Source organism: Solibacillus sp. FSL R7-0668 (assembly GCF_038006205.1).
In the GTDB taxonomy this organism is placed as follows: Bacteria; Bacillota; Bacilli; order Bacillales_A; family Planococcaceae; genus Solibacillus.
Genome location: NZ_JBBOUU010000001.1, coordinates 2779245 through 2802431, shown reverse-complemented (window position 1 = coordinate 2802431; position 23187 = coordinate 2779245). Strand labels below are relative to the sequence as shown.

The 23187-nt window shown below is 38.8% G+C and carries 20 protein-coding genes and 1 other annotated feature; of the genes, 14 read left to right on the top strand and 6 right to left on the bottom strand.

The features are described 5' to 3' along the window. The first annotated feature begins 5 nt into the window (after positions 1-5). The 5 genes from qoxB (at position 6) to pheT (ending at position 6687) form a co-directional block, all read left to right on the top strand. A complete protein-coding gene (qoxB, locus tag MKX47_RS13980) occupies positions 6-1970 on the top strand; it encodes a cytochrome aa3 quinol oxidase subunit I (RefSeq protein WP_340775283.1) in 1965 nt (654 codons plus the stop codon). Beyond that, entirely contained in the window at positions 1970-2569 is a 600-nt protein-coding gene (gene qoxC, locus MKX47_RS13975) for a cytochrome aa3 quinol oxidase subunit III (RefSeq protein WP_340775281.1), read from the top strand. The genes qoxB and qoxC overlap by 1 nt, the downstream gene beginning before the upstream one ends. A 3-nt stretch (positions 2570-2572) precedes the next feature. Beyond that, positions 2573-2854: a cytochrome aa3 quinol oxidase subunit IV gene (gene qoxD, locus MKX47_RS13970; RefSeq protein ID WP_340775279.1), complete on the top strand. Its 282-nt coding sequence runs from the start codon at positions 2573-2575 to the stop codon at positions 2852-2854. A 67-nt stretch (positions 2855-2921) separates the two neighbouring features. Then, positions 2922-3151 (top strand) — a binding site (T-box leader). 79 nt (positions 3152-3230) lie between these two features. Then, positions 3231-4268, top strand: coding sequence for a phenylalanine--tRNA ligase subunit alpha (gene pheS, locus MKX47_RS13965; protein WP_340775277.1), 1038 nt, complete (start codon positions 3231-3233; stop codon positions 4266-4268). Between the two features lie 13 nt (positions 4269-4281). After that, positions 4282-6687: a phenylalanine--tRNA ligase subunit beta gene (gene pheT / locus MKX47_RS13960; protein ID WP_340775275.1), complete on the top strand. Its 2406-nt coding sequence runs from the start codon at positions 4282-4284 to the stop codon at positions 6685-6687. A 55-nt stretch (positions 6688-6742) separates the two neighbouring features. Here pheT and MKX47_RS13955 read toward each other — a convergent pair whose 3' ends face one another. After that, the gene (locus tag MKX47_RS13955) at positions 6743-7228 is read right to left on the bottom strand and encodes a nucleoside-diphosphate sugar epimerase (protein ID WP_340775273.1); all 486 of its coding nucleotides are present in this window, start codon (positions 7226-7228) and stop codon (positions 6743-6745) included. Between the two features lie 128 nt (positions 7229-7356). Here MKX47_RS13955 and MKX47_RS13950 point away from each other — a divergent pair, with 128 nt between their 5' ends. After that, positions 7357-7896: a hydrolase gene (locus MKX47_RS13950; RefSeq protein WP_340775271.1), complete on the top strand. Its 540-nt coding sequence runs from the start codon at positions 7357-7359 to the stop codon at positions 7894-7896. 41 nt (positions 7897-7937) lie between these two features. Here MKX47_RS13950 and MKX47_RS13945 read toward each other — a convergent pair whose 3' ends face one another. Further along, entirely contained in the window at positions 7938-8477 is a 540-nt protein-coding gene (locus MKX47_RS13945) for an ECF transporter S component (protein WP_340775270.1), read from the bottom strand. Between the two features lie 316 nt (positions 8478-8793). On the opposite strand from MKX47_RS13945, the gene MKX47_RS13940 reads away from it, so the two are divergent. Both MKX47_RS13940 and MKX47_RS13935 read left to right on the top strand, forming a co-directional pair. After that, entirely contained in the window at positions 8794-9219 is a 426-nt protein-coding gene (locus MKX47_RS13940; RefSeq protein ID WP_340775267.1) for a CotY/CotZ family spore coat protein, read from the top strand. 24 nt (positions 9220-9243) lie between these two features. After that, positions 9244-11496, top strand: a complete 2253-nt coding sequence (locus tag MKX47_RS13935) for a YheC/YheD family protein (protein ID WP_340775264.1) — start codon at positions 9244-9246, stop codon at positions 11494-11496. A gap of 53 nt (positions 11497-11549) precedes the next feature. On the opposite strand, the gene MKX47_RS13930 is transcribed toward MKX47_RS13935, so the two are convergent. Continuing rightward, on the bottom strand, positions 11550-12755 hold the full coding sequence (locus MKX47_RS13930; protein WP_340775262.1) for an ATP-grasp domain-containing protein: 1206 nt from the start codon (positions 12753-12755) through the stop codon (positions 11550-11552). 152 nt (positions 12756-12907) lie between these two features. Here MKX47_RS13930 and MKX47_RS13925 point away from each other — a divergent pair, with 152 nt between their 5' ends. The 4 genes from MKX47_RS13925 to MKX47_RS13910 all read left to right on the top strand — a co-directional run bounded on the left by MKX47_RS13925 (position 12908) and on the right by MKX47_RS13910 (position 17653). Beyond that, on the top strand, positions 12908-14284 hold the full coding sequence (locus MKX47_RS13925) for a Mur ligase family protein (protein WP_340775260.1): 1377 nt from the start codon (positions 12908-12910) through the stop codon (positions 14282-14284). 140 nt (positions 14285-14424) lie between these two features. Next, entirely contained in the window at positions 14425-14862 is a 438-nt protein-coding gene (locus MKX47_RS13920) for a hypothetical protein (RefSeq protein ID WP_340775257.1), read from the top strand. A 76-nt stretch (positions 14863-14938) separates the two neighbouring features. After that, positions 14939-16228, top strand: a complete 1290-nt coding sequence (locus MKX47_RS13915) for a YheC/YheD family protein (protein WP_340775256.1) — start codon at positions 14939-14941, stop codon at positions 16226-16228. A gap of 108 nt (positions 16229-16336) precedes the next feature. After that, complete coding sequence (locus tag MKX47_RS13910; RefSeq protein ID WP_340775253.1) at positions 16337-17653, top strand: UDP-N-acetylmuramoyl-tripeptide--D-alanyl-D-alanine ligase; 1317 nt, start codon at positions 16337-16339, stop codon at positions 17651-17653. Positions 17654-17708: 55 nt separating this feature from the next. Here the strand turns inward: MKX47_RS13910 and MKX47_RS13905 are convergent, their stop codons facing one another. The 3 genes from MKX47_RS13905 to MKX47_RS13895 form a co-directional block, all read right to left on the bottom strand. Continuing rightward, positions 17709-18635 carry a C40 family peptidase gene (locus MKX47_RS13905; protein WP_340775251.1) on the bottom strand — a complete coding sequence of 309 codons (927 nt, stop codon included), beginning with the start codon at positions 18633-18635 and terminating at the stop codon, positions 17709-17711. A 279-nt stretch (positions 18636-18914) separates the two neighbouring features. Further along, on the bottom strand, positions 18915-19322 hold the full coding sequence (locus MKX47_RS13900) for a collagen-like protein (protein ID WP_340775249.1): 408 nt from the start codon (positions 19320-19322) through the stop codon (positions 18915-18917). Between the two features lie 137 nt (positions 19323-19459). Continuing rightward, entirely contained in the window at positions 19460-20650 is a 1191-nt protein-coding gene (locus tag MKX47_RS13895) for a coenzyme F420-0:L-glutamate ligase (protein ID WP_340775247.1), read from the bottom strand. Between the two features lie 124 nt (positions 20651-20774). Between MKX47_RS13895 and MKX47_RS13890 the strand changes: the two genes are divergently transcribed. Together MKX47_RS13890 and MKX47_RS13885 are read left to right on the top strand one after the other, a co-directional pair. Then, positions 20775-21668 carry a LysR family transcriptional regulator gene (locus MKX47_RS13890; RefSeq protein ID WP_340775243.1) on the top strand — a complete coding sequence of 298 codons (894 nt, stop codon included), beginning with the start codon at positions 20775-20777 and terminating at the stop codon, positions 21666-21668. A 19-nt stretch (positions 21669-21687) separates the two neighbouring features. Beyond that, positions 21688-23127, top strand: a complete 1440-nt coding sequence (locus tag MKX47_RS13885; RefSeq protein WP_340775240.1) for a DEAD/DEAH box helicase — start codon at positions 21688-21690, stop codon at positions 23125-23127. The last annotated feature ends 60 nt before the right edge of the window (positions 23128-23187 follow it).

Genomic DNA, 23187 nt, shown 5'->3' with positions numbered 1-23187 from the left:
TTACAATGAAGGAATTCTTTGCACAGTTTGCAATTCCACACCCAAGTCTATTAATTTATATCGCAATGGCTTCGATTGTTCTTGGTACAATCGCATTAGTAGCAGTCGTTACGTACTTTAAATTATGGGGCTATTTATGGCGTGAATGGATTACAACTGTTGACCATAAAAAAATCGGTATTATGTACTTAATCACGGCTCTAGTTATGCTATTCCGTGGTGGTGTCGATGCCGTAATGCTTCGTATGCAATTGGCTGTTCCAGATAATACATTTTTAGATGCACAGCACTATAACGAGGTATTTACAACACACGGGGTTGTAATGATTCTATTCATGGCTATGCCGTTCATTACATTCTTCTTTAACTTCTTAGTACCATTACAAATCGGGGCACGTGACGTAGCGTTCCCACGTTTAAATAACTTAGCATTCTGGTTATTCTTCATGGGTATGGGATTATTTAATATCTCATTCGTTATCGGTGGATCTCCTGATGCTGGTTGGACTTCGTACTTCCCGTTAGCGGGCAATGAATTTAGTACAAGTGTAGGTACAAACTATTACATGCTGTCACTGCAAATTGCAGGTCTTGGTACGTTAATGACAGGTATTAACTTCATTACAACAATTATGAAAATGCGTGCTCCAGGTATGACATTGTTCAAAATGCCAATGTTCACTTGGTCTGCACTGATTGCAAACTTAATTATCGTATTCGCCTTCCCAGTATTAACAGTTGCTTTAGCAATGGGTACGATGGATCGCCTATTTGATACGAAGTTCTTCTCAATCGGTAATGGTGGTATGGACATGCTTTGGGCCAACCTATTCTGGGTTTGGGGACATCCTGAGGTATATATCCTAATCTTACCAGCATTCGGTATTTTCTCTGAAGTTATCTCAACATTTGCTCGTCGTAACCTATATGGCTATACATCAATGGTTTGGTCGATGGTCGTAATTTCTGTATTCTCATTCGCAGTATGGACGCACCACTTCTTTACAATGGGTCAAGGTGCACTTACGAACTCGATCTTCTCAATTACAACAATGGCGATTGCAATTCCTACAGGGGTTAAAATCTTCAACTGGTTGTTCACGCTTTACAAAGGTAAGATTGAAATGACAACGCCAATGCTTTATGCGATGCATTTCATTCCATTATTCACACTTGGTGGTGTAACAGGGGTTATGCTTGCGATGTCAGCAGCTGACTACCAATACCACAACACAATGTTCTTAGTAGCCCACTTCCATAACGTAATCATCCCAGGTGTTGTTTACGCGATGTTAGCAGGTTTAACATTCTATTGGCCAAAAATGTTTGGCTTCATGCTTAACGAAAAAATCGGTAAAGCAACAGTTTGGGTAATGTCTACTGGTTTCGTACTATCATTCATTCCAATGTATATTACAGGTCTTGATGGTCAAGCGCGTCGTATGTACACATACTCTGACGCTACAGGCTTCTCATTATTAAACATGGTATCATTCATTGGTGCTGGTATTATGACCGTTTCATTCTTAATGATTGTTTGGAACATTTGGTACAGCTTTAAAAACTCTCCACGTAATATTTCAAGTGACCCTTGGAACGCTCGTGGTCTGGAATGGGCAACACATACGCCAATTCCGAACTATAACTTCGCTATTACTCCAGACGTAACTGATGCAACTTCAGAAGCATTCTGGGATTCTAAGAAAAACGGTACGAAGTTATTTAAAGGCAAAATTGAAGATATTCATATGCCAAACAACTCGGGTCAACCATTTGTTATGGCAGTAGCTTTCTTCATTTTAGGCTTCGCATTTGTATTCAGCATGTGGTACTTAGCAATCGTAGGTTTAATTGTTATTCTTGGTTGTATGGCATTCCGTTCACTTGAGGATGACCATGGTTACCATATCCATGCACATGAAGTTGAAGAAACAGAGAAAAAATATGCTAAAAAAGGAGGTGCGAAATAATGAGTAAAGTTAATAACAACGTTCCATTAGAGTACTCAACAGAGGAAAATAACCTGAAAATCTTTGGTTTCTGGGTGTTCCTAGGTGCGGAAATCATGTTATTCGGTACATTATTCGCATCATACTTTACACTTGTAGATCGTACAGGTAGTGGTCCTACTGGTGCAGAAATTTTCGAAATTACGCCAGTTTTAATTGAAACATTTGTATTATTAACATCAAGTTTCACAATTGGTTTAGCAATTCACGCAATGCGTCTTGGTAGTAAAAAAGCGACGATTAACTTCATGGTGATTACATTACTATTAGGTGCAGTATTCTTAAGTGTTGAAATTTACGAATTTTATCACTATGTACATGTTGGTGCTGGTTTAACAGTTAGTGCCTTCACATCTATTTTATTAACAACATTAGGAACACACGGACTTCACGTAACAATGGGTCTATTCTGGGGTGCACTTTTAGTTTATCAAATTGCTAAACGTGGTTTAAACTCAGTAACAGCTGGTAAAACATTCATATTCTCACTTTACTGGCATTTCCTAGACGTTGTTTGGATCTTCATCTTCAGTTTCATTTACCTGAAAGGAATGATGTAATTTATGGCTAAATTCTTTCCAATTGGCCAAATAATGGGCTTTGTGTCTTCACTAGTGTTAACTGTGATCGCCTTGCTTGTTTACTTTACAGAAATGTCATTCACTACAGGGATGATTGTTCTAGTAATCACAGCGTTTATTCAAGCGATTTTACAGTTTGCAATCTTCATGCACGCAGGTGAAACAAAAGATCGTTGGTCAATTTATTCAAACATTGCATACGGCTTAGGTTTAGTAATTATTACAGTTCTAGGTACACTTTTAATCCTTATTTGGGATATGTAATCAAACGAATTTCTTCAATTAGTTGAAAAATGCTTCAATATCGAGTAGACTAGTTGAAGAATAATTACTAAATGCTTTGACCGGGAAGAGTAGTTGTACAGGTTTTGTTTTAGGAAATGTGTGCCATTGACTGAAAGCATGCTAGCAAAACGTATAATGAAGTTCACCCCGCGAGCAGCGTCCGGGAGCCGATTTCGGTGAAAGGATTGCCGGCTGGAAACAGTCGTTAGCTCCAATGAAGTGATTGCATTTTGCAATAACTAGGGTGGTACCGCGAAACTCGTCCTCGTCCCTTTTTTGGGGGCGAGGTTTTTTTGTTTTCATAAATGTTAGACATTACACATTATGGAAAATGTTATAAAGGAGGAATTAATCAATGGAACAACAATTAAAGCAATTAGAGCAAGAAGCTTTAGCAAAAATTGAAGCTGCCGCTAATTTAAAAGCATTAAATGAAGTTCGTGTTGCGTATTTAGGTAAAAAAGGGCCAATCACGGACCTATTAAAAGGAATGGGGAAGCTTTCTGCTGAAGAGCGTCCGAAAATGGGGGCACTAGTGAATACAGTGCGCGAAAACGTAACAGCAGAGCTTGAGAAAAAGGTAGCCATTTTAGAAGAAGCAGCCATTATAGCACAGCTTGAAAGCGAATCAATTGACGTAACATTACCAGGCGCAAAAGTACGTGTCGGCAACCGTCATCCCTTAACACGCGTAATCGAAGAAATTGAAGACTTATTTTTAGGCATGGGCTACGAAATCGTAGAAGGGCCAGAAGTAGAAAAAGACTACTACAACTTCGAAGCGATGAACTTACCTAAAGGTCACCCAGCACGTGATATGCAGGATTCATTCTACATCTCTGAAGAAACATTATTACGTACACATACTTCACCAGTACAAGCACGTACAATGGAAGCCAAAAAAGGCGAGCCAATTCGTGTTATTTGCCCAGGTAAAGTATTCCGCCGTGATACAGACGATGCAACACACTCTCATCAATTCATGCAAATTGAAGGACTTGTTATTGGCGAAAACATTCGTATGTCTGACCTTAAAGGGACACTTGATGCACTAGCAAAGAAAATGTTCGGTGCAGAGCGTGAAATTCGCCTACGTCCATCCTTCTTCCCATTCACAGAGCCATCTGTAGAAGTAGACGTTTCTTGTCATAAATGCTCAGGTAAAGGCTGTAACGTATGTAAGCAAACGGGCTGGATTGAAATTTTAGGTGCTGGTATGGTTCACCCAAATGTTCTTGAAATGGCTGGTTATGATTCAACTAAGCTTTCTGGATTTGCGTTTGGTATCGGAGCAGAACGTATCGCAATGTTAAAATACGGTGTGGATGATATTCGTCATTTCTATACAAATGACACACGCTTCTTATCACAATTCCACCAGGCAGAAGTGTAAGGGGGACAAAAAAATGTTAGTATCTTTAAAATGGTTAAGCCAATACGTTGATATTTCAGCATTAGAGGCAAACGAATTAGCAGAAAAAATTACGCGCGCAGGTATTGAGGTAGATTCAGTAATCGATCGTGCATCTGGCATGACCAATGTAGTTGTTGGTCATGTTGTATCGAAAGAAAAGCACCCAGAAGCAGATAAATTAAATGTGTGCCAAGTAGATGTTGGCGAAGAAGAATTACAACAAATCGTATGTGGTGCACCGAATGTCGATGCAGGCCAAAAAGTAATCGTAGCACGTCCAGGCGCAAAATTACCAGGCGGCATCAAAATCAAAAAAGCGAAATTACGTGGTCAAGAATCAAACGGTATGATTTGCTCGTTACAAGAGTTAGGGATTGAGGGCCGTCTTGTGCCAAAAGCATATGCGGAAGGGATTTACGTATTACCGGCAGATGCTGTTCCAGGTACAGATGCTTTAGAAGTTTTAGGCTTACGTGACATCGTGTTAGAGCTTGGCTTAACACCAAATCGTTCTGACGCAATGAGCATGCTAGGAGTTGCTTATGAAGTAGCGGCGATTTTAGAACAAGATGTGAAGCTTCCTGAAATTTCATATACATCTTCTTCAGAAAAAGCAGCAGACGTTTTAACATTATCTGTAGAAGATAAAGAAGCCAATCCAATGTACGCAGCAAAAGTTGTGAAAAACATTGAGGTGAAGGAATCGCCTCTTTGGTTACAACATGCGCTAATGGCAGCAGGTGTACGTCCACATAATAACGTGGTTGATATTACAAACTACGTATTAATGGAATACGGTCAACCACTACATGCCTTTGACTACGACAAGCTTGCAACAGGCGAAATCGTAACGCGTTTGGCAAAAGACGGCGAAGTGATGACCACTTTAGATGATCAAGAGCGTACATTAGCGTCACATAACTTAGTGATTACGAATGGTAAAGAGGCTGAGGCAATTGCTGGTGTAATGGGTGGTGCGAAATCAGAGGTATCAGATGCGACAACAACAGTAGTAATTGAATCAGCTTACTTCAACCCAGCAAGCGTGCGTCGTACATCAAAAGATATCGGCTTACGCTCAGATTCATCGGCTCGTTTCGAAAAAGGTGTCGACCCGAACCGCGTTTTACCAGCAGCAGAGCGTGCAGCACAACTTTTAGCTGAGCTTGCGGGCGGTGACGTGCTAGAAGGTACTGTATTAGTTGACGAGCTAGACAAAGCACCCGCTCGTGTTGTTGTATCTCCAGACTTCGTAAATGGTCGTTTAGGGATGAAGATTTCATTAGAAGATATGCTGTCTATTTTAGAACGCCTAAAATTCGACGTAGAGGCAGCGAATGGTAAGTTAATTATCGATGCGCCAACACGACGCCAGGATATTAAAATTCCTGAAGATATTGTGGAAGAAATCGCACGTATGTATGGCTACGATGAAATTCCAATCAGCTTACCAGCAAGTGAACAAATCGGAAGCTTAACACCGTATCAAGCAGGTCGTCGTATTGTACGTAGTGTGATGGAAGGCGCAGGTCTTTATCAAGCGGTAACGTATTCATTAACATCGGCAGCACTTTCTCAAAAATTTGCATTACAAGCAGAAGAAACGACGAAATTATTAATGCCGATGTCTGAAGAACGCTCTACTTTACGTCAAAGCTTAATTCCACATTTAGTAGAAGCAGCAGCGTATAATGTGGCGCGCCAAGCAGAAACAGTGGCGATGTATGAAATTGGCTCTGTATTCCTTGGTCAAACGGCTGAAGAGCTTCCATTTGAGGAAGAGCATTTAGCGCTTGTATTAACAGGTAAATGGATTGACAACACATGGCAAGGCGAAAAGAAAAACGTAGATTTCTTCGTAGCAAAGGGTATTATCGAGACTGTATTTGAAAAATTAGGTTTAACAGCTCGTGTTTCTTATGCAAAAGCGCAATTAGACGGCTTACACCCAGGTCGTACAGCAGAAATATTGTTAGATGGCGAAAAAGTTGGGGTGATTGCGCAGCTTCACCCACAAGAACAAAAGGCATTTGACGTAAAAGAAACATATGTAGCGGAATTAAATTTACGTGCCATTTTAGCATCAGCAAAAGAGGAGTTAGTGTACAGCATCATTCCTCGTTTCCCAGCAATGAGCCGTGACATCGCGTTAGAGCTAGATGTTACAACGCCAGCGGGTGAAATCGTAGCAATCATTAAAGGTGCAGGCACAAGCTTACTGAAAGACGTAAAAGTATTTGACGTATACGCAGGTGAGAAAATGGCTTCAGGTAAAAAATCAGTAGCGTTCTCCTTAACTTATTTCGATCCAGAGCGTACGTTAACAGATGAAGAAGTCGTAGCAGCGCATAATAAAGTACTAAAAGCATTAGCAGCAGCTGGCGCGGAAGTACGATAAATTAATTGTATTTTAAAACCCCGAATGTCGCATGAAAACGACGTTCGGGGTTTTATTATTGCTCCTCAACTTCTGCTTGCTTGGCAGGGCGCACAATTCCGATAATGGCACCGAGAAGAGCGCTAATTGTATGGATTATACCGAATGTATAAAAATTGATGAAAATATTATTTGTATATTCATTTAGTACTGGAAAGCCGTAAATTTGAGAGCCGGGTGTGTTTGGGCCACCGCCTAATTGAGTCAATACATCGTCTTTATACCCATTTGCATAAAAAACGAGTACAACAAGCAGCGCTATCCCAAATACGAAATAAATCATGCGCATCATATGATCACGCGCATGTCGCGAGTTTTCAACAAAAAAGCGATATGTAATAAAGAGGCTAAGCAAAATAAACGGAGCTACAAGCGCAATGCCTAATGCCCCTAAGTTACCTGCATTTGCCGTTTTATCTGGTTTCATTGTGAAAAAATGCTGAATAATCATGACCCCAAATAAACTAATGCCCATACTAATGAGCCAACTAAGACGTAGCATCTTAAATCCTCCATTTCTCCTTTCACTATACAGGGTCAAACGACGTGTTTCAATAATAGAAAACACTTTATCTTTTTTAGGTACAATTCGTATAATAGAGAAGAATAAAACAGAGGGGGAGAGATTTTATGCTACAAAAACAAGAAACCGTTTTAGTATTGATTGATATTCAGGGGAAATTAGCACAAATTGTCGATGAAAGTGACTTTGTCTTAGAGAACATTTCCAATATTGTACAAGGGGCAAAGGTATTACAATTACCGATTTTATGGCTAGAGCAATATCCAAAAGGGCTTGGTCCAACTGATGAGCGTATTGCCATGCATTTAACAGATCAAAAGCCAATCGAAAAGATTACATTTAGTGCGTACGATACGCCAGAATTTGTACAAGCATTGGAGCAAACGGGACGTAAAAAAGTGCTATTAGCGGGGATTGAAACACATATTTGCGTCTATCAAACAGCCGCGCACTTACTAGCGAATGGCTATGAGGTGGAAGTGATAGCCGACTGTGTGTCTTCCCGAACAGCAGGTAACCGAGAAGTCGGTATACAAAAAATGCTGCAGCTTGGTGCGAACATCACAAGTGTGGAAATGGCACTTTTTGAAATGCAGCAAATTGCGCAAGGGGATACCTTTAAAGCTATTAGTAAAATCGTGAAATAAAAAGAGGATCGCGTGGAATTCATCCGTGCGATCCTCTTTTATTATTTGAAAATAGGTAATTTTTTTAGCGCAATCGCTACAGGTATTGCAATGACAATCCCTACTGCATTTTGAACAAGATTACCAGGAATTGAAGCAAATGGAATTACTAAACTTTTAAATAAAATGGCTTCGCAAACATAATACCCTGCCAACATTACAGGTACAGAAACAATAATGGCTAAAATATTGAAGCCTACATTCTTCCCTTGACGATTGGAAGACCAGGCAATTTTGCCGACTACATATCCCTGTAAGCCACGAGCAATGAATGTAAAGGGTGCCCAAAGTGTCCAGCCCGAAAATAAATCAAATAAAGCCATTCCGAATGCCCCCGCAAGTGCCCCTTTTTTAGGTCCAAAGACAATGGAAATGATGAAAAGCATAGCCGTCCCTAAATGAACCAATCCGCCATTCGCTGCTATTGGTAATCGAATATTTAAAAATAAGGTCGCCACAAATACGAGCGTAATAAGCATAGCCGATAAAATGATATCGAAAGTTTTACTAGATGATTTCGTGAGCGTTGATGTTTTTGCCATAAAATAAGCCCTCCAAGATGTTGTCGTTCAGCTGATTAATTGTTGTTTCGCGATTATTGATACCTTATCAAAAATTTGACACGGCTAAAAGTGCCAATAAACATAAAACAGTAGTGGTCAGTTGGGGTTTATTTAAAATCTACAGGCACAGCCACGAAACGTAGAAAGCGAGAAAAACAAAATTGAAATTGCAATAATTAGGCATAACCTATCACCAATCATTCACACACAGTCATATCGTATAAGGAAGCACTTTGTAAGAAGGGCTATTTGCAAAAGTGACTAGATACGCGACAAAAGAAGGGGGAGAGGTTTTGTGAATAATGAAAATCATAAGCAACCTGTATTATATGGAGCACTAAACGATTTAAAACAAATGCAAGACTTGCTCGCGAATTCTTGGTCAAAGTATTACGGTCATTTTTTTGAAAAGCTTGTAGGGAGCGATACTATACCATTTTGCTTTACGACAAAGGAATGTAGATTGTACACAACGATAAATCCAAAAAAGCATACAGCAACAAGCTTCTTTCGCTTAGAGGCAATAGAAGCATCCCGCGTGATATTAACGCTTTTAGACGCATTTGATCTAGAGGAGCAGCCTACAAATGCCATAAAGGATGTTATTCGGCTAGAAAAAACGGATACACAGATAACTCTGGATTTTAGTTCCATGCTGGCAATCCAACTTTTAGAGCCAGCACTGTTAAGTAAAAAGTATTATATTGAATCGAAATGGTAGAAGGATAAAAAGGAGTGTAAATTTGTGACAATAATTGGCATGTTGCATCATCGGAAAGATCCCGAAACCGTGTTGAAATCATACGCCTTTGCAGCAGTTGCTAAGGCTGAAGGAATGCAATTTTATTATTTTACTCCGAGAGCGGTTAATTTTACGACACGAACAATTCAAGCAAAAGTTTTAGAAGAAGGGGTTTGGCAGGAAAAAACGGTTCCCTTTCCTGATGTGATTTATAACGCAGGAAGTCCAGAAAAATTAGCCATCTCCAAAAATATTTTAAGGCTATTACGCAAAGAAATCCCCTTCACGACAAATTCAATCGGCAATAAATTGAATATTACTAAACGCTTGCAAGAAGGGAAGGAGTTTGCGAGCTACCTCATTCCTACAATAAGTGTAAAAAATGAAGCACAATTTTATCAGCATATTCAAATTTATAAAAAGGTTGTTTTTAAACCAGTGGAAGGTCGTAAGGGGAAGGGAATCTACTTTATTTCAAAGCTAGCAAATGGTTATGAAGTACAAAAGGATACAGGGAAGGAACGATTCACTAAGGAACAGCTCGACCTATTTTTACAACAGCATTTAGCCGTAGAAACGTTTATTTTACAGCCCTATATTCAATCCACCTTGAAAAGCGGGCAAGTATTTGATTTTCGAATTCATGTTCAAAAAAATGGTCAAGGGGAATGGATCATTACGACCGTCTATCCTCGTGTTGCGCCCCAAGGTTCGATTATTCCAAATATTAATAATGGTGGTTTTACAAATTACTTAGAACCCTTTTTACAATTACAATTTCCTGATGAAGCATTTAATATTAAGCGGATGCTAGAGCATTTTGGCTTGTCTTTGGCACGCCATTTAGATGATATTCAAATGGTTAAATTTCAGGAGGTCATTGATGAAATCGGCATTGATGTCGGCTTAGATGAAAACGGCAAGCTTTGGATTTATGAAGTAAATTGGCGACCGGGATGTCCCCCTGCCTTTTACTTGGAACTAGACGTAGTCAAACATACCATTCAATATGCGCATTATTTAGCCCATCATCAGCAGGAAATAACAGCGCAAATTCAAGCTGCCATAAACCGTACTCCAGCAAAACAACCCATTTCTCCCGTTACAGAGCGTGTAGAGATTAAAACAACTGAAAAGCCAATAGCACCAATGACTGAAAGTACAGGGGAAACAAATGAAAAACCAATCATTGCGATTACAGGAAGTGCAGGAAAAACAACGACCAAGGCATTCATTGCCTCCATCTTATCTAAAAAATGGTCTATTTTTGAATCAAAGGATTATTGGAATACGACGGAGCATACGAAAAAGCATAAGGAGCTTATTAACGAATCCCATAAGGCGGTTGTACTAGAATACGGCATGGCTTATCCGGGTGTTATCGCCAGTCATTGTGAAATTATTCAGCCGAATATTAGCGTAGTAACAAATATCGGATTAGCGCATGTAGGAAATTTTGATGGGGATATTAAAGGCGTGGCAAAAGCCAAATCCGAGCTCATACAAGGGATGGACCAGCAAGGATTACTCATAGTAAATGAAGACGATGATAATTCGAAATGGCTCTTAACGGATGCGTTTAAAGGACAAATTAAAACAGTTGGTATTCATAAACAGGCAGACTATATGGCCTATGATGTGTCCTATAAGGATGATGGCATGACTTTCCACATCCAGCTAGGAAACAAGGAAATGGCGATGTTTATTCCGATTTTAGGGGAGCACCATGTATATAATGCATTAAATGCGATTGCAGTAGCAGATCAATTAGGCTTTTCAGCCGAGGAGATTCAGGCAGGCTTAGTATTCAAAAAGCCACCGCGACGATTAACGCTTTACCATTGCCGCAATGATATTGTATTAATTGATGACACGGTACATTCTCATCCCCAAGGCGTTCGTGCTGCACTGGATGTATTAGGTGAGATTGCTAAAGGGCGAACAGTTGCGATTATCGGGCAAATGCGTGAATTAGGGGACTTACGAGAAGAAGAATACCGCAAGCTTGGTGCCTATATTGGGGATAAAAAAATAGATCAATTAATTACGTACGGATTCCGGACAGAGGAAATCGGAATAGCCGCGCAAAAGAGTGGGATACCGGCAAAGAACATTCACCATTTTATTAACAAGGACCAATTGCATTTGTTTCTAAAAGGCTTGGTAAGAAGAGGCGATACGATTTTAGTGAAGGGTGCAAGTAAAACCAATATGTTTGAAACAATCCAATTTTTAGATAACCAATTTAAAGCATAGATTACACAATAAAAGGCTTTACGGAAGTGTTCTCTTTTCGTAAAGCCTTTTACTTATATACTTTTCATGTGGAATTTTATTTCGTGAGCTGCTCGATTAGCACGTGATACCGCCTCACTAATAGAACTGCCTTGTGCAATGATGTAGGCATATCGATGTCCCATAGATAAAGGCGGGATGAGGATTGTGCCTTTTTTTGGTTTGATATAGACATCGAATATGCCAGGGGATTTTAAGGCACGTAGCTTGCCTGTTACTTTTTCTAATCTTCCTTTTTTGTGAACAATTAAATATTTCGTGTAGACAAAATGGTAGTGTTTAGGTGTGAAATCAGCTTTGTCTCCGAGAAAGAGTTTTAATGTTTGCTCTACTAAATTGTATCCAAATGCAGCCTCAATCATTCGATTCATTGCCCCACCTGATATACGGGGATTGATTTCAATCAGCTTCCAGCCATTGCCCGTAAGTCGCAATTCTAAATGAAAAGCGCCTGTTTTTATATCGAATATGTCTACAATGGATTGGCATAGTGTTTCAAGGCCTGTTACTAAATTGGACGGTATGTTGGCGAAAAGCTGATAGCCAGTAATGATGAAGCGTTTTCCTTTTGTAATGTCTTGTCTCATAACGGCGATAATATGGGGGTGATGTTCTTGTACAATGACTTCTACTAAATATTGTTCTCCTTTTAAGTATTCTTCTGAAATAATGGATTCACTCGGATATTTATATTGAAGTGCTGCAAGATGCTTATTGAATTCCTTGATGTCCTTTGCTAATAATACGTCCTTTGAGCCCGTTGATTTAGGAGATTTTATAATAATAGGAAAGGTTAATTTGCCAGATGGTTTTTCGCTTGGTGCAATCACTGTAAATTGTGGGGAGTATAATGTGTTTTGTAAAAGCTTGCGTGTCGCCTCTTTATCCTCCATCATTTCAATTGCTTTTGAAGAGGTGAGATTTTGACAAAATATATCACAAAGCATAGAAGCTACATGTACATAGGGATCCACAAAGCTAATAATCGTTTTAATATCTAATCCGATGCTTTGAAGTTTCATAATTTCAGCTTTCATTGCCTCCATATTTGAAGTATCCACAAAAATCATTTTATGGATATCTACGTATTGTTCACGTTGTTCAAATTGTCTTTCATTATTAGTCAATAGCACTGTAAAATAACCTAGCTTTTCAGCTGCTTTTGTTGCCTCCCTGCTTGAGCCAGATTTATTAGTGCCAATAAAAATAATCGTCTTCATGTCATTCACCTCCATTCGAATTGTTGAATATACCTACTCTTAAATGTATGGTTGTAGATCTTTTTTGTCTGGTTATCCATCCTATGTAATTCAAATATCTACCTCCAAAAATTCATCGTACATATGCTAAGAGTGAAGGGGGGGAACGTAGGATGAAACCAATTTCTGTTGAAACATTATGTACCATTATTAATGGCACACACATACATGGACCATCCATTGCTATTCATTTTGGGGCTTATCGATTAAAACAGGTAAAACAGCGCAATACGGTGTTATTTATTGAAAAACATATTATGAATTGGGCAAAATTAGCGCCTTATTATCCACTTGTACTTGTGACAGAATCGCATTATCGCACACAAGAGCTACCAAGTGAAGTGGCAATCATTCATGTACAGCATACAGAGGAAGCATTATGGAAATTTATTAATTTTTATCGCGGGCAGTTTCAGTTACCGGTTGTGGCTATTACAGGAACAGCAGGTAAAACAACAACGAAGGAAATGATTAAACATATTTTAATGCGTTATAAAAAAGTGACGGCAACACAACTTAGCACGAACTCAAGGACCGCCTTTTTTCATTATTTATTAAGCATTGAAAGTGATACGGAGGCAGCCGTCTTTGAAACGGCTGTAGGGGCACCGGGAGATTTACGAAGGGCTGGAAAGTACTTCAAGCCAACGATAGGCATTATTACGAATATTGGTGAACACCATTTAAATTACTGTAAAACATTGGAGGGCTATATCGACGCAAAGGCAGAAATGTTAGAAATAGTAGATGCGAATGGTGTGTTGATCATTAATGCTGATGATCCAAATACAAGTAAAATAGATTTCGAAAAATTCAAAGGGCGACTCATAAAAATTGGTACGAAAAATTCTGCTGATTATATAGCGACTAATATTCGCTACAGTACAACGGGTATGGAGTTTGTCATCGTTCATAAGGGAGAGTACCATAAAATAGGCGTCACAGGCTTTGGAAAACATCAAGTAATGAATGCGTTAGCTGCTATTGTGGCAGTAGTTGAAATGGGTTTAACGATACCTCAAGCAGCAGAACAGCTACAAACGTTTCGTCCGTTGAATAAACAGCTTCAATTATTCGAAGGGATGAACGGTGTGCTCCTACTGGATGATACGTGGAGCATTACAACCACATCACTTGAAGCAGCCTTAATTGTATTAAATGAACTTGCCGGTACAAAAAAAAGGATTGCCATTATCGGAACCATTACGGATGTCGGCCCATGGGGGACATTTATTCATAAAAAGGCAGCAGAAATTGTACTAGACAAGGGCGTGGATGTACTCATAACGGTTGGGGAGCATGCCAAAATCATTGCTAATCATGCACTAGCATTAGGGATACAGGCGCAAGTATATTGTTTTAATAATAGTGTATTAGCCTATGAACTATTAAAAAATCGCATTGATTCCAATACGATAATTTTAATAAAAGGGGATATGTATAGCAAAACAATGTTTGACTTAGCGACAAAATTGAAGAAAAAAACATAAGCACATGATCGGAGGCTTAATTGAAAAAAATTTATACGGGACATATATCTAGGCGATAAAGCTATCAATGGCAAATACACAAGTATCGTTAATGTTATATGAATATAGTGTATTAATCTTACGAGAAAGGGGGGGAACCTATGGGAGGAGTTTGTCCGTGTGGTGTACGTGTCGATGCTTTTGCAAAATGCGTCAATGTTAAGTTTGATGGTGTTAATGGAAATATTCGTGGAAATTTAACGTACCTTGCCAATGTATGTATTACAACGCTAAGTGCTTCTACGCTATCATTACGATTTGAAGACACTGAAACACCAAATCATTTTAATTTTTTATTTACAGCAAATGAAATTACAGATGTAACATGTAAAAAAGAGGGGCAGAACTGTGTTGTAACGGTTCACGGTACAGGGCTTATTGGAGTGACAGAATACCCATTTGAAGCGGTATTTAGAGATCAAGTAGCATCTGCTAATCATGACTTAGTTCAAAGCTTTGTCATTAAAGGATTCTTTAATCAAGGGGGGGCTGTACCCGTTGCACAAGGATCGATTGTTGCTTTAGGCTGTCAAAGTTAGCGGTGCATTAATGCGAATGCAGTCCCTTCAATGATCAATTGAGGGGGCTTTTATACAATGTATCGGGGGAGCTATTATGCATGCGATTAGGGGGAGAATCGTACAAAATCAAATACTTGAACAACATGAGCATTTGCAACCGTATTTAGTTTCGAATGAACGTTTTTCAAAAACCGCTTTGAATACAATGTTGAAAGAGGCAAAGCAAATCTTTTTAAAACCAATTCTGGGCTTGGATTTTATAACTGTGACAAAAAATCAAGAAACGTATCAGATAAAAACGAATGTTGCTACTGTTGAGGTTTTAGAAGCAGATCTTTATGAATCTATTCAACAAATTATTGGTGAACGAAATTTTATCATGCAATTGCACTCTCATTCGACACTTCTCACTAAAAGAAGCTATCGCCGTTTTATTACTGTACAAAGGCGCAATGGATGCTGGCATGTTACGCATTCATCCAGACAAATGAGTAGTAATATTGAAATAGTAGCTTATTATAAGCATCAGGTTCAAATACAAAACATTGCGCTCATAGCGGCTGAGCAGTTGGGACTATTTTATCCTCATTGTGAATCCATTGTGATTGAGGTGCTATTTAATATTGTGGGGGATATCGCCATTACCGATTCATTTCTCCATTTTTCTATTAGCAAATGGAATCAATATCAAAGCCTTGCACATGTCATGCCCAAAACAGATTTACTGACGATGGCAACGTTTTATTCCTATTTGAATGACTATCCACTTGTGTTTTTAAAGCCATGTAATGGGCAACAAGGAAAAGGGATTATTAAAATTCACAAAAGAAGAATGTGTCATTATGAAATTCATAAAGGAAGACAAAAATGGGTGATAGCGGGTATCAAGCAAGTATATGCACATATTTGTGAAATGGCTCCAATGGAAGATTTCTATATTATTCAACGTGGTATTGCATTGGCAACAATCGATAATCGATTTTCTGATATCAGAGTTATGACGCAAAAAACAGCAAAGGATTGGCGTATTACAGGAAAATTAGTAAAAGTTGCTGGTCCTCATTTTTTTGTGACAAATGCTGCTCAAGCGATTTTGACTTGGCAACAAGCACTACGACATTCCACTATACATCCAAAGTTTCATCGGCAACTCGAAAGTCGGATTGATGCTATTTGCTTAGCCGCATCCTATTTGCTTGACCAATCAGCAGAAAGAAGGATCATTGGCTTTGATATAGCAGTAACCGATTATGGGCAGATATGGGTTATTGAAGGGAATTATGCACCAGATGTGTCACTATTTATAAAACTTGAAGATCCAGCGATGTACAACACAATCATGGACTATAAACGAATGTATAGATTACCCAATGAAGAGGGATAAACTTTCATAACCTAATTAAAGGGGGGCGATTTTATCCGAGCTTTACATGTAAAAACGATTCGGCAATTGCTAGGAGGGCAATTAGTACACGGTGCGGAAGATTGGTATGTGAAACAGGTGATGAACTATGATCCACAGCAATTAATCGCACCGAATACAATGCTATTTGTCCGCAAAAGTGATGAAGTGAATTGGAAAGAATTGAATAAAATAAAGCATCTATTAATTGTTTGTGATGCAACGGAAAAACTGCAAAATCGAGCAGCTACTTCTATAACGATTATATATGTTCGGAATATTTTACAAGCATACTTTGCATTTTGCACATATTATCGGAATTTGTTTGATCTTCCTGTTGTGGCCATTACAGGCACTTGTGGAAAGACGACTACGAAAGAAATACTTAAACATATATTAAGTACTGACATGAATGTTCAAACATCCGTAAGCAGTAAAAATGAACCGCGTCAATCCTTACCGTATCTATTAGGGATTGATGATAATACAAAAGCAGCGGTATTTGAATTGGGCTTAGGGAATACGGGAAATATCAGCTATCAATGTCAGGTTTACCAGCCAACAATTGGTGTCATTACAAACATTGGTGTACATCATTTAGATGGCTGTAAAAATTTAGAGGGCTACATTAAAGCAAAATCTGAAATACTCGATGGAATACGCGCGGGTGGAACATTAATCATTAATAGTGATGATGAAAATACAAAAAAAATTCCTTTATCAACATATCCGAATAAAGTATTTACATTCGGCATCAAAAATAAAGCAGATATTTATGCCACAGCCGTTCAATTTGCAGCAAAAGGCATGAAATTTCAGGTTCACATTAATCATAAAACGTATCAGGCGTATATACCTGGCTACGGGGAGCATCAAGTATATAATGTGCTAGCGGTGCTTGCTGTCATTCATGAGCTTGGTTTGTCTGTACAAAAGGCTATTTTACGATTGAGAACCTTTGAACAAATGGAAAGGCATTTGCAATTTTCAGAGGGAGTTGGCGGAAGCACGATTATCGATGATACGTGGACCAATAACCCTACCTCGCTAGAAGCCGCATTAAAAGTGTTAGATTCGATCGGAAAAGGGAAGAAGCGTTATTTAGTATTAGGGGATATTAAAAGATTGGGTCAATTCGAAAAAAAATATCATATGGATTTAGGTAGCTTAGTCGCAACTTATCCGATTCACACGTTAATTACCATTGGGTCAAAAGCGGAGTATATTGCCAAACAAGCAATAGAAGACGGGACAACAGCAAACGTCTATATGTATAAGGATACTCAAGGCGTTTATGAGCTGTTAAAGCAACAGTTAGATAGGAAATCCCTATTGCTCATTAAAGGCCCGATGTCGAGTCGCGCGATGATTCAATTCGCTGAGCAATTAAAAAGGAAGGAATCATAAAAAAACAGCTCTATCGCTGTCTATAATACAGCTGATAGAGCTATTTTCAATTGGATTATTTCGTTACGCGTCTAGCGGTAATATAATGATCCTTATAATAATCTACTAGTAATACACGTGTAATGACGCCCTTACTCGTAGGGATGATTAAGCGGTGGTCACCCGCATAAATTGCAACTTGTGTTGGCTTTTTAGATCCCTTCGTACTATTGAAGAATACTAAATCCCCTTTTTTTAAGTTTGCTTTAGAAACTGCTGTCCCTAGCTTCATTTGCTCGCTAATTGATTTTGTTTTCAGTAACACACCATTTTTACGGTATGTATATTCAATAAAACCGCCTGAAGTAAATCGTAATGAAGCATCACTGTTGACTGAACCCATTTTCGCTTGGTCTTTCGTAGCGTATGCTTTTGCAACAATTTTATCGCCAGTTGTTGCAGGGTTTGCACTCATTAATGTCGGTAGTACACGACGAGCTGTGACATAATTATCTTTATAGTATGGCTTACTATTTAAATCCGAAATAACAATGTTTTGTTTGGAGTCGGCCATATGGATAATTTTATTATTCCCGATGTACATTCCAACATGATCGGGGTCTGTTCCTGTTTTTTTGCTTTTAAAGAAGAGTAAATCCCCTTTTTGAAGCTGGCTACGTGGTACATAGCTTCCTTGTTGCATCATATAGTTTTCATTATAGGTTGCTAAATCAACGCCATTTTTCTCGAAAACATACATTAAGAAAGTGGCACATGAAAATTGATAGGGTGCAGTAGGTTTATATACGGTATTGCTGTAAGTTGCTTTTCCTATTAAACTTTTTGCTGTATTGATTAACTGATTGGCTTTATTCGCAACAGCTTGATCATTATTTTGGATATTTGCAGCATGAACAGGAGCTGGTTCACTGATTACGGGCATCGTAGAAAATGAACTAATCCCAATCGCTAATGCAACAGTTGTGACGAAACGTTTTTTCATAATAATTACCTCCAAGTTTAGTACACTAACGACTTTATCATGAGAAATACATGATTCTTGGAGGGAAATGTTGGTAGTGCATTTTGATAAGGCGCGAACCTGTTGCTATAACTAGGGCGATACGCATTCATTACAGTTTAATTACAATTGTTTCATTTACCGGTATTTAACTCAATAACTATTGCTTGGGGCATTATTTCTCCTTTTGAACAAACAAAAGCCAAAAGCAAAGTAATAGATGACTTTGCCTTCAGCTTGAAAAAAGGACTACATTCTAGATTAAAAGCATTGGAATGAACGAATGCTATTTGGGTTGAGTGGTTGGAAAACCCAGCCAAATCGGTGTCGCCATCTGAAACCGAGAATCATATTTCGAGAGACGAATGTTGGGAAATACCAAAAATCATCTCGATTATTTAACCAAACATAAGTATTGCGATATAAACAGCTACGCATACTTCTTGGTGGACCTTGTTGCCAATTCGTTGATGTTGGAACGAATTGAGGCGGAGGCCCCATTGGTTGAGCGTTTTGTCCACCGCCAGGCATTCCAGGCATTCCAGGCATCCCAGGATATCCAGGCATACTTGGTGTACTTGGTGGTCCAGGTGGGAAAAATCTTTGCTGCTGGTCCCAATCAATAGGCGTAGACTCATTATAGCGATCATTAAATGGATTCAAATTCACTTTCTCCCTTCTTTTGTCCATATCACTATAAGTATTCATCGACAAAATAAAAATGTAGGCTAGGCACAGCATGCAAGGGGAAAATAAGGGGAGACAACAAAAAACTAGGTGCTTGCATAAACACCTAGTTGAGGAAATTATTTTGTATAGTTATCGAAGTAACCTTGGATGTAAATCATTGGAGTACCTTTGTCACCAGAACCAGAAGTTAAGTCAGATAATGAACCAATTAAGTCTGTAAGCTTACGAGGTGTAGTTCCTTGAGCCGCCATTTGACCAGTTAAATCTTCTTCTTTGTTATTAATATAATCTTTAATTGCTGCTTTTAACTCTTCGCCTTTTAATTCAGCAAAATCATTATCTGCTAAATACTTTAATTTAATTTCGTTTGGTGTACCGGCAAGACCTGGTGTGTAAGCAGGTGATACAACTGGGTCTGCAAGCTCCCAAATTTGACCAACTGGATCCTTAAATGCACCGTCACCGTAAATCATAACTTCTACTAATTTACCAGAAGCTGCTAAAATTTTTGCTTGAATGTCGTCTACGATTGGTTGACAGTTATCTGGGAATAATTTAACTGCATCTTCTGTCGATTTGTTTGAGCCTAATAAGCCGTAGTTTGAGTTGAAGCCTGAGCCATTTACAGATTCAGCTAGAATATTATCTAAACCATAAACTTTTTCAGCACCAGCAGCTTTTAGTAAGCGTTTTGTACGGAAGCGAGAGTGGATATCGCATGTAAGTACGCTCTTCGTATAGTTTAAAATCGTTTTTGCATTGTTTGAGAAGATCACTTCGACTTCAGCGCCTTGCTCTTCGATGATTTCTTTGTAGTATTCGAGATAGTCCACACCTGTGAAAGTATGCTTGTTGTAACCGAAGTGACCACGGAATTCAGCTTCCGTTAATACATCTGTCCAAGGGTTGATGCCTTTTTCATCTAATTCGTCTAATGTTACTAAGTGATTACCTACTTCATCAGAAGGGTAGCTTAACATAAGAACGATTTTTTTTGATCCTTTGGCAATCCCTTTTAAAATGTTTGAGAAACGGTTACGTGAAAGGATTGGGAAAATTACCCCAACAGTATCATCACCGAATTTTGCTTGTACGTCCGTCGCAATATCGGTAATTTTGGCATAATTCCCTTGTGCACGCGCTACAACTGATTCTGTTACAGTAACGATGTCGCGGTCTTCAATAGAATAACCTTCTACTTTTGCAGCGTTTAAAGCTGTATCTACGACGATTTGTACGATATCGTCCCCTTCATTAATGATTGGGCCACGAAGACCTCGTACAACTGTTCCTACTAATCGTTCCAAAATAATCTCTCCCTTATATGTAAACAATATATTGATTCATTTTTACTCACGATGTTTACTATAACGCAATGATGTGATATAAGTAAAATTAATATTTCTAATAACAGATATAAGTGGTGGTTATATGATAGTGAAGTTAGAGGCATATCGAATATTTAATGCAGTGAGTCGCAATAAAAGCTTCTCCAAAGCGGCAAAAGAGCTATACATGACGCAGCCAGCAGTTAGCCAAACGATATCAAAGCTAGAAAAAGAGCTCGAAACATTGCTGTTTAATCGTACACCTAAAGGAGTTACGCTAACAAATGAGGGCGAATTATTACATGAATATGTAAATTCTGCCTTAGGGATACTTGATGCAGGAGAACAAAAAATTGCTGAATTTAAAAATTTGCAAACAGGGCAATTGCGAATTGGAGTCGGCGATACCATTTCACGCCATTTTTTACTGCCTTATTTAGAGGCATTTCACATTCGTTATCCGGGAATTAAATTAAAAGTACTAAATGGAACAACGAGTGAAATTTTGGCCTTTATCAAAGCGGGAGAGGCCGATTTAGGAATTTGTAATTTACCAGTGGAAGATGTCCATCTACAAGTAATCCCCTGCAAGGAAGTTCATGATATATTTGTATGCGGGCAAAAATATAAAAACTTAACGAAAAAGCCAATTAGCTTCGATATGCTCATGAAATTGCCGCTGATCTTTTTAGAGAAAAAGGCCAATTCTCGCAACTATGTAGAAAGGTACTTAAAGGAGCAAGGCTATGCCATCTCACCTGAGTTCGAGCTCGGTTCCCATGATTTAGTATTAGAGTTCGCAAAAATCAATTTAGGCATTGCCTGTGTGACGAAGGAATTTTCGATTGAGTACTTAGAACGCGGGATTTTGCATGAAATTGAACTACAACAAGCAATTCCTAAGCGTAGTATTGGTGTTGTACATTTAAAAACAGTACCATTATCACAAGCTACGCGGAAATTCATCGCAATCGTAGATCCAGCAATAATCCATTAACAGAAAATGAGGAAAGCAAATGTCAAATGACTTTAATCAATACAATTTATCACAAGAAATCACAAAGGCGTTACGTGATTTAGACTATTATACGCCTTCAGAAGTGCAGCAAAAAGTATTACCACATGCACTAAATAATGAGGACTTAATCGTGAAGGCACAAACCGGCAGTGGGAAAACAGCGGCTTTTGCGATTCCAATCTGCGAAAATATTGACTGGCTAGAGAACAAACCGCAAGCATTAGTATTAACACCAACGCGCGAACTAGCCGTACAGGTGAAAGAGGAATTTACCAATATCGGGCGCTACAAACGTATAAAAGCAGCCGCGCTTTATGGTAAGCAGCCGTTTCGTTATCAGCAGGAAGAGCTGAAGCAAAAAACACATATTGCGGTTGGGACGCCTGGACGTGTACTTGATCATATTGAAAAGGGCACATTGAAATTAGAAAAAATTCGCTATGTAATTTTAGATGAAGCAGATGAAATGTTAAATATGGGCTTTATTGAGCAGGTAGAGGCGATTCTTTCATATATTACAGAGCCCCATGTCACGATGCTCTTTTCTGCCACAGTCCCTGATGAAATTAAGTCACTAGCGGGTCGTCATTTAAACAATGCACTTGATATTGAAGTGCACTCAGAGCAGCAAGCACCAAAAATCGAGCATGCGGTAATTGAGGTGCCAGAAGAAGAAAAACTAGCCGCACTTGAAAAAGTCGCAGTTATTGAAAATCCAGATACATGCATTATTTTCTGTCGTACGAAAGCACGTGTCGACGAAGTCTATGATTATTTATATGACCGTGAGTACAGTGTCGATCAGTTGCATGGCGGCATGGAGCAAGCAACACGTTTAATGGTCATGAATGATTATAAACGTGGTGATTTCCGCTATTTAGTGGCGACTGATGTGGCAGCACGCGGCATTGATATTGATAATATTTCATTAGTCGTTAACTTTGATTTACCAATGGAAAAAGAGGTCTATGTTCACCGTACAGGGCGTACAGGTCGTGCCGGTAAAGAAGGTAAGGCTGTTTCGTTTGTAACACCTTTTGAATACGACTTTTTAGCAGGTATTGAGGAGTATATCGGCTATAAAATTCCGACAGCAGCGTTGCCAACGCATGAGGAAGTCGAGGCTAAGACAGATGCGTTCGATAAAAAAATGCAGGCTCGCCCTCAAAAGAAAAAACAAAAAAATGAGAAAGTCGATGCCAATATTACGAAGCTTTATTTTAACGGTGGGAAAAAGAAAAAGCTGCGTGCGGTTGATTTTGTCGGTACATTATGTAAAATCCCTGGCATCAACGCAGCGGATATTGGCATTATTACCATTTTAGATGCCTCGACGTTTATTGAAATTTTAAACGGAAAGGGGAATCTCGTGTTAAAAGCAATGAAAGATACACCGATAAAAGGCAAGCGCTTAAAGGTGCATATTGCCAAAAGCTAATAACAAAAAACATTCACTGCTTAAATGGGTTATTTGGGCGGTGGATGTTTTTTCATGCTT